This window comes from uncultured Winogradskyella sp. (assembly GCF_937958655.1).
Lineage (GTDB): Bacteria > Bacteroidota > Bacteroidia > Flavobacteriales > Flavobacteriaceae > Winogradskyella.
On record NZ_CALGNH010000010.1, the window covers coordinates 45,751 to 54,084 of the forward strand.

At 32.1% G+C, this 8,334-nt stretch carries 9 protein-coding genes; 6 read left to right on the forward strand and 3 right to left on the reverse strand.

Annotated features, from left to right (window positions below; genetic code table 11):
- Positions 1 to 23 precede the first annotated feature (23 nt).
- Entirely contained in the window at positions 24 to 1,091 is a 1,068-nt protein-coding gene (locus Q0800_RS02145; RefSeq protein WP_299127199.1) for a glycosyltransferase family 9 protein, read from the forward strand.
- Here Q0800_RS02145 and Q0800_RS02150 read toward each other — a convergent pair.
- The gene (locus tag Q0800_RS02150; protein ID WP_299127215.1) at positions 1,088 to 1,909 is read right to left on the reverse strand and encodes a glycosyltransferase family 2 protein; all 822 of its coding nucleotides are present in this window, start codon (positions 1,907 to 1,909) and stop codon (positions 1,088 to 1,090) included. The genes Q0800_RS02145 and Q0800_RS02150 overlap by 4 nt on opposite strands.
- A complete protein-coding gene (locus Q0800_RS02155) occupies positions 1,902 to 2,735 on the reverse strand; it encodes a glycosyltransferase family 2 protein (protein WP_299127202.1) in 834 nt (277 codons plus the stop codon). The genes Q0800_RS02150 and Q0800_RS02155 overlap by 8 nt, the downstream gene beginning before the upstream one ends.
- Before the next feature lie 41 nt (positions 2,736 to 2,776).
- Here Q0800_RS02155 and Q0800_RS02160 point away from each other — a divergent pair, with 41 nt between their 5' ends.
- Positions 2,777 to 3,538: a glycosyltransferase family 2 protein gene (locus Q0800_RS02160; RefSeq protein WP_299127205.1), complete on the forward strand. Its 762-nt coding sequence runs from the start codon at positions 2,777 to 2,779 to the stop codon at positions 3,536 to 3,538.
- Here Q0800_RS02160 and Q0800_RS02165 read toward each other — a convergent pair.
- A complete protein-coding gene (locus tag Q0800_RS02165) occupies positions 3,535 to 4,302 on the reverse strand; it encodes a lipopolysaccharide kinase InaA family protein (protein WP_299127207.1) in 768 nt (255 codons plus the stop codon). The two genes, Q0800_RS02160 and Q0800_RS02165, sit on opposite strands and share 4 nt — an antisense overlap.
- Before the next feature lie 113 nt (positions 4,303 to 4,415).
- On the opposite strand from Q0800_RS02165, the gene Q0800_RS02170 reads away from it, so the two are divergent.
- From Q0800_RS02170 to Q0800_RS02185, 4 genes are all read left to right on the forward strand, one after another.
- Complete coding sequence (locus Q0800_RS02170; RefSeq protein ID WP_299127209.1) at positions 4,416 to 5,420, forward strand: glycosyltransferase family 52; 1,005 nt, start codon at positions 4,416 to 4,418, stop codon at positions 5,418 to 5,420.
- Positions 5,421 to 5,507: 87 nt separating this feature from the next.
- Positions 5,508 to 6,932 (forward strand): HD domain-containing protein, encoded by a 1,425-nt coding sequence (locus Q0800_RS02175; RefSeq protein WP_299127211.1) that lies wholly within the window; start codon positions 5,508 to 5,510, stop codon positions 6,930 to 6,932.
- 77 nt (positions 6,933 to 7,009) lie between these two features.
- Positions 7,010 to 7,477 carry a GNAT family N-acetyltransferase gene (locus Q0800_RS02180; protein WP_299127213.1) on the forward strand — a complete coding sequence of 156 codons (468 nt, stop codon included), beginning with the start codon at positions 7,010 to 7,012 and terminating at the stop codon, positions 7,475 to 7,477.
- A partial coding sequence (locus Q0800_RS02185) for a COX15/CtaA family protein (protein ID WP_299127214.1) occupies positions 7,461 to 8,334 on the forward strand: 874 nt, incomplete at its 3' end. The genes Q0800_RS02180 and Q0800_RS02185, both read left to right, overlap by 17 nt.

Genomic DNA, 8,334 nt, shown 5'->3' on the forward strand with positions numbered 1-8,334 from the left:
CTAAAATATTCAAAAAAATAAATTTGAAGGTTCTCCTTATACAACAAAAAATGATTGGTGATGTTTTAGCTACAAGTATTTTATTTGAAGCTATTAAAAACAAATATCCTAGTGCACAACTACATTACGTTATAAATACGCACACTTACGCTGTTGTTAAGGAGAACCCTTTTATTGATAAATTTTATTTTTTTACACCAGAGCACGAAAATAGTAAACGAAAACTTTGGCAATTTGCTAATCAATTACGCAAAGAAAAGTATGATGTCGTTATTGATGTTTATGCTCAGCTATCGAGCAAAATAATTGCATCACGTTCTAAAGCTGCGACACGAATTTCAATTAATAAAGATTACAATGCTTTAATCTATAACCATAGATTTAAAAATAAGATGGTCCCTAAAACCAATGCTGGTTTGGCTATTGAAAACCGACTGCAATTGCTTCAACCTTTAGGGATTGATACCACTAACATTATTAAACCTAAAATTTATTTATCGGATTCTGAAAAAGACTTAGCGAAACAATTTTTAACATCTAATGGTATTGATTTAGATAAACCCTTATTTATGATTGGTGTTTTAGGCAGTGGAAAAAATAAAACTTACCCTTTTGAATATATGGCTAAGGTTTTAGACACCATTGCTACTAAAAAACCTAATTGTCAGATGTTGTTTAACTATATTCCTAAACAAGAGGCAGAAGCTAAATCTATTTTAAACTTATGCCGGCCAAACACTAGATCGCGAATTTTCTTCGAGCTTTTTGGCTCTAACTTAAGAGACTTTTTAGCTATTACGTCTCATTGTGATGCTTTAATTGGCAATGAAGGTGGAGCTATTAATATGGCCAAGGCTTTAAACATACCTACATTTACTATTTTTTCCCCATGGATTAAAAAAGAAGCATGGAATATGTTTGACGACGGTACTAAACACCTTTCGGTACATTTAAAAGACTATAGATCTGATGTTTACACTAATATTAGACACCCTAAAACTTTAAAACCTTTAACACCTAAATTGTACAAAGAATTTAAGCCTTCGCTTTTTATAGAAGCGCTTCAATCGTTTTTAAGTCCGTTTAATTAATCTTGCTTAATACCAAAATCCGTCCACTTACGATTTTCTTTTTTTGTAGTAGCTCTAATAGCTAAATTTTTATCTATTGATGCTTTGGTTTTATAACCTCTTGGATGGTCTAAATGCAGACAAACCGCACTATACCGTATTTGTTTAGATTTTAATCCATAATTAAATAAACGCTCACCCAACTCTCGGTCTTGCCCACCGTATTGCATGCGCTCATCAAAACCATTAATTGCCAAAATATCTTTTTTCCAACCAGAGGCATTATGGCCATTCCAACTTGCATTAGTTGGTGTTACAGTATTTAAAAACTGACGTTTTCTGCCTTTAGCCGTTAGTTTATTATTTTTAAATGAGTCTTTTAAGCCTTTGGATTTTAACCACTTTAGATTAAAGCAACGTTGAGATAAGATATCCTCTTTTGTTATTAATTTGGAGATATCCATAGGTAACATAAAATAACCACCAGATAAGAAATAACCCTCTTCACGTTCTTTAATATGTACATCTACATAATCTCTTCTTGCCATACAATCTCCGTCACTCATTAAGACATAATCTGCACTACAAGCTAAAATTGCCTTATTTAAAATCTGAGATTTCTGAAACCCGTTATCTTTATGCCAAACGTGTACTATAGGATAGTTAACCTCCTTTTTCATGGTTTCAATAAGATCTATTGTGGGTTGTTTAGAGCCGTCATCTGCAATAATCATTTCAAAATTCTTATAGGTCTGCGCCTCATAGCTCCACATTACTTTTGCTAGCCAATCTTCGGAATTGTAAGTACTTATAATAATTGAAATCTCTGGTTTATGCATCATTAGTTTTGTTTATGCCATAGGCCGTCCAAGTTGCATTTTTGTTGTTTGTAGTAGCTCTTATTTGTTTATTTAAGTATTCTGCCTCATCGCTTTTGTAAGGTCTGCTATGATGCAAATGCATACAAATGGCACTATATCTTACTTGTATAAATAGTATGCCATTATTAATCATTCGCTCACCTACTTCTCTATCCTCTCCACCATATTGCATGCGCTCGTCAAATCCATTAACCGCTACAATATCTTGTTTGTAACAAGAGGTGTTCATACCGTCAAAGGTAGCTTTAGTTGTTGTTATTGCATTTAACAATTTTGATTTAAAAGAGGATCTTGTTAGTTTGTTTAGCTTAAAACTTTTAGGCTGTTTATTAGCCAACAACCAATGCTTATCAAAACAAAGCTGTTGGGTAATAATAGCTTTTGTCATCATTGCAGAGATCCCTTCTGTTAATTTAAAATAACCACCCGAAAGCGCACAATTAAACTTGCGTAACTTAAAATGAGTGGCTACAAAATCTTTTCTAGCTATACAATCTCCATCTGTAAAAATAAGATATTCCGCATTAGAGGCTTTTATGGCTTTGTTTAAAATCTTTGTTTTTTGAAATCCGTTATCTTCTTGCCAAACATGAGTTATACTAAATCCACTGGTTGTTAAAAAATTATCTATAACTAATTTTGTACGGTTATCAGAACCATCATCTGCAATAATGATTTCAAAATTTTTAAAATCTTGCAGTGTATAGCTATGTAAAACCAAAGTCAGCCATTTGGGCTGATTATATGTACTTATAATTACAGATATTTCTGGCTTAGACTGCATAGAAACAAAAATACTATTTTTACAACTGTAAATTAACAAGAATGTTAAAACTCTCTGGTGTTATAATTACCTTTAATGAGGAACGAAGCCTTGAAAAATGCTTAAAATCTTTGGTTAATATTGTAGATGAGATCGTTGTTGTTGATTCTTATTCTACGGACGGCACTAAAGCTATTTGCGAGCGTTATAAGGTCAACTTTATTGAACAAAGTTTTTTAGGCTACATTGAGCAAAAAAATTTCGCCTTACAACAAACCAAATACGACCACGTGGTGTCATTAGATGGTGATGAAGCCCTTTCTAAAAAACTTCAACAGTCTATTATCGACCTTAAAACAAATTGGCAATATGACGGTTATTATGCTAACCGCTATAATAATTTCTGCGGACAATGGATAAAATATTCAGATTGGTATCCAAATAAAAAACTACGTATTTTTAATAAAACAAAGGCCCAATGGCAAGGTATTAATCCACATGATAATGTGCAACTGCATAATAAAACCTCTAAAACCGGACATCTAAAAGGTGACATATTACATTGGACCTATCAGACCTATGAGGAAATGGATAAAAAATCGGATTACTTTTCTACCATTGCTGCAAAAGCCTATTACGATAAAGGCAAAACAGCCCCTTTATGGAACTTAATTTGGAATCCGTCTTGGGCCTTTTTTAAATCGTACATTATGAGACTGGGCATCTTAGATGGCAAAAACGGATACAGAATTTGCTACCAAACATGGAAAATCACCTATTTAAAATACAAAAAATTAAGAGCACTTTATAAGAAAGAATACTAATTAGATTTCCAAAATTTAAGCTTCTTTTTTAGTCGACGCCGTCGCCAAAAACGCTTCTGAAAATCTTGCGTGTAATACCACATTAAACTAAATACTTCATCATAAGATCTTTCTATACATTTAGCATACTCATCACTCATAACTTCTATTAACTCTTGGTGCACGGTAAGTTTAGCAAAGTTTTTAACCCTTGTTTTAAAATCCATTGCTCTAAAATTCATACGATTTAAATCTACTAAGAAAAAATCATAGCCTTTATCTGTTATTTTAATTAAGGTATTCCCGGGAGAATGATCTAAAAAATTAATATGATTTTCGTGTAGCTCATAAGTAAACCGTGTAAATGCCCTTAATATGGCATCTCTATTGGGATAATTTAAATCTTTTGTAAGTTCTCGGTAAGTTAAATCGCAGTCTAATTGTTCTGAGATATAATAACTATTTTTAAATAAAAACGGAGTTTTATACTCGTAATACGCCACAGGTTGTGGTGTACCAATACCTAATGTAGTAAGACGACACGCATACTTGTAGGAGCGCTCTGCTTTACTTTTTCTAAAAAATTTATAAGCAACCTGATTAACAAAATTTGGTACTCTAAACGATTTAACATTTAGCGTTTTATCATTAAGTTGAAATAATTTTAACGCATTTCGGTCCTGATTACCAAAATCTTGCCCTTTGGTATCAAAATTGGTTATTATATCGTCTAAAAACGTTTTATTAACCTTAAAGCGTTCTTTAATTTGGCTAACAGTGTTCACTATAGTATTTGTCTAAATATTAATGAAGTCATTGGGTCGTTACATCTATTAATTAAACTATTACAGTTAGCTAAAATAGTCATATTTTTGCTTATCTAAATTCACTTCCTTCTATGAAATCCAGCGGTTTATTTGTTATCACTTCTGTTTATCATATTCTTCTATCCATTTTATTAATCGAAGAGCGTAAACTTAAAAACAATATTCTTGTTATTGTTGAGATTACGCCAGATATTGAATCTCTAAAAGACAGTTTAAAACAAAGTCCTTGGTTTAATGATGTTATTTTACTTATAGGGCGCAAAAAACAAAAAAAGCTTGCAGGTAAATTATGTTATACCTTTAACAGAAAACACATTGTTAAGTTAATAGATAAAACGAATCTAAAACTTAAATCACTACCAAACCAAAACAATAGTTTTGACGTTTATATTTGCTCACCAGACTCTGCAAAGAACTACTTTATTTATAAGTATAAAGACCATAATATCTTTATGATAGAAGATGGTCTAAAAACTTACGTCTCACAATCACCTAGCTTTTTTAAACAACTCTATGCAAAACTTATTAACCGGCCGCTGGTAAATGGATATGATAGAAGAATACAAAAAGTTTTTGCAACATCTCCCAAAGAATTACCTCCTTTACTAAAGTCTAAATCCGAAAAGTTAGATTGGAAAAACACCTTTAAACAATTAAATAAAGTTAAACTTAACACCTTAGCAACAGCGTTTTCACCCAATAAACAACTAGTTACAAATTCGTTGTTTCCAGAGGGTAAAACTAAGAGTATTATTTTAACACAAACGTTAAATGAAGATGGTGTTATTGAGGAAGAAAGCGAAAAAATAAATATCTACACGAGTTTTGTAAAGCAAGCAAAAACAGATCTTATTTACATAAAGCCGCATCCTAGAGAACGAACAGATTACAATACCTTATTTGCTGAACATAAACATATAATAGTGCTGCCTAAGTTGTTTCCTGCAGAACTATTAAACATGTATCCAAACCTAAAATTTAAAATGGCTTTTACAGCATTTTCTACTGCTATAGATCATTTAGAACATGTTGAAGAAAAAATAAGCCTTGGCCACGCCAAATTTAAACGTAAGTAACTAATTTCTTAAAAAAGGTTTGGTTTCATTTTTAAAAATTTAGAAGCTATACCGTATCTTTGCAACACCAATTTTGGAGGTGAAAAAATGAACCACAAACACGCTTTACAACACCCTATTTTTCAGATTATTTCGGAGGCTTCAAGCACATTACAGATAGATGCTTATGTCATTGGCGGATTTGTAAGAGATTATTTTCTAGAACGTGGCAATGCAAAAGATATTGATATTGTGGCTGTTGGTAATGGCATAGCACTTGCCCAAGAGGTTTCTAAAAATTTACCAAATCAACCAAAAGTGCAGGTATTTAAAACTTATGGTACGGCCATGCTGCGCTATGATGATATTGAAATTGAATTTGTAGGCGCACGCAAGGAAAGTTACACTGAAAATAGCAGAAACCCTATTGTTAAAACCGGAACATTAGAAGACGATCAAAACCGACGCGACTTTACTATTAATGCATTAGCATTGAGTTTAAACCAAGCAAATTTTGGTGCATTACTAGATCCTTTTAAAGGGCTTTCAGATTTAGACAAAGGCATTATTAAAACACCTTTAAACCCAGACATAACTTATAGTGACGACCCACTGCGTATGATGCGCGCTATTCGTTTTGCAACACAATTAAATTTTAAAATTGAAGATACCTCGCTTAACGCAATAACAGCCAATAAAGATAGGATTACAATTATCACTAAAGAGCGCATAGTAACCGAATTGCATAAAATAATTGCAAGTAAAAAACCCTCAATTGGCTTTATTCTATTAGAAAAAACAGGGCTATTAAACTATATTTTACCAGAGTTAACTGCTCTAAAAGGTATTGACGAAATTGAAGGACAACGACACAAAGATAACTTCTATCACACACTAGAAGTTGTGGATAACATAGCACTAACCACAGATAATTTATGGTTGCGTTGGGCTGCATTATTACATGATATTGGTAAAGCACCAACAAAAAAATTTAATAAAAAAGTAGGTTGGACCTTCCATGCCCATGAGTTTGTGGGCTCTAAGATGGTTTTTAAATTATTTAAACGTCTAAAAATGCCACTGAATGACAAACTGAAATTTGTTCAGAAAATGGTACTAATGAGCTCTCGACCTATTGTTTTAGCAACAGATGTTACTGATGCAGCCGTAAGGCGTTTAGTGTTTGATGCAGGTGATTATGTAGATGATTTAATGACGCTTTGCGAAGCAGATATAACTACTAAAAACCCTAAAAAGTTTAAAAAATACCATAATAACTTTCAGAAGGTAAGAGACAAAATTGTTGAAGTTGAAGAACGCGATCAGGTTCGTAATTTTCAGCCGCCAGTTACAGGTGAAGAAATTATGAAGACCTTTAACTTAAAACCATCAAGAGAAATTGGTATCATTAAAGAAGCCATTAAAGAAGCCATACTAGAAGGTGATATACCAAACGAACACGATGCAGCATTTCAGTTAATGCTAAAAAAAGGAAAAGCACTTGGATTGAAGATTGTAGATTGTAGATTGTAGATTGGAGATTGGAGATTGGAGATTGGAGATTGGTGATTGGAGATGGAAGATTGAATAATAGATCGTTAGTTTAAACAATGATAAAACTGATAAGAACAAATTCTAAACATCCAGATTTTAGCAGCTTAGTAAAACAACTAGATGCTTACCTTAAAGTTACGGATGGAGATGAACACGATTTTTATAATCAGTTTAATTCTATTGAAAATATCAACAACGTTGTTTTGGCTTATACTAATAACGACGTTGTCGGTTGTGGTGCTTTTAAAACATTTGATTCTGATACCGTTGAAATTAAGCGCATGTTTACCTTACCTGAAATGCGAGGAAGAGGAATTGCTACTCTAATTATTAAGGAACTTGAGTCTTGGGCTACAGAATTAAATTTTACATCTTGTAAACTAGAAACAGGGATTCGTCAAGTTGAAGCTGTTCAATTTTACAAAAAGAATTTATATGAAATTATATCCAACTATGGTCAATATTTAAATATTGAGAATAGTTTGTGTTTTGAAAAAATATTGAAAAATGAAGACGAAAAATAAAGCAGTTATTTATTGGTTAATCACGGGTTGTGTTTTAATTTTTATAATGGTTATTGTTGGTGGAATTACAAGACTAACACATTCTGGATTATCGATTTCTAATTATAAATTAATTTCAGGTACAATTCCGCCATTGAATGCGGTTGAATGGAACGAAGCTTTTGATCTTTATAAACAATACCCAGAGTATCAAAAACTAAATTATAATATGAACATAGATGAATTTAAAGACATCTATTTTTGGGAATGGATTCACAGGGTTATAGGTCGTTTTATTGGATTAGTTTTCATCATTCCATTTTTGTATTTCTTAGTTAAAAAGCAGCTTACCAAATCAACTATAAAAAAAGCTATTGTCCTTTTAATTATGGGTAGCTTTCAAGGTTTTTTAGGTTGGTACATGGTAAAAAGCGGCTTAGTAGATAGACCAGATGTGAGTCATTATAGACTTGCTGCACACTTAACTACAGCGTTTTTAACCTTTGCTTACACGTTTTGGGTGGCTTTAGATTTAATTTTCCCAGATAAAAAAGTTATAGATAAAAAATTCAGAAATTTTATCAGAATTAGTTTAGTCGTTTTAATGTTTCAAATTATTTATGGTGCTTTTGTAGCAGGTTTAGATGCAGGTTGGATTCATAACCATTGGCCATTTATGAATGAAAGCAAATTAATCCATGAAACCGTTTATACAGAACAAAACCCTACTTACCTCAACTTTATTGAAGGAAAAAGTGGTGTACAGTTTGTACATAGAACTTTAGCTTATGTGGTTGTATTTTGCATTTTAGCCATTTGGTACAAAGCAAAACGAATAGCATTAACTTCACTTCAAACTAAAGGAATTAATGCTTTAT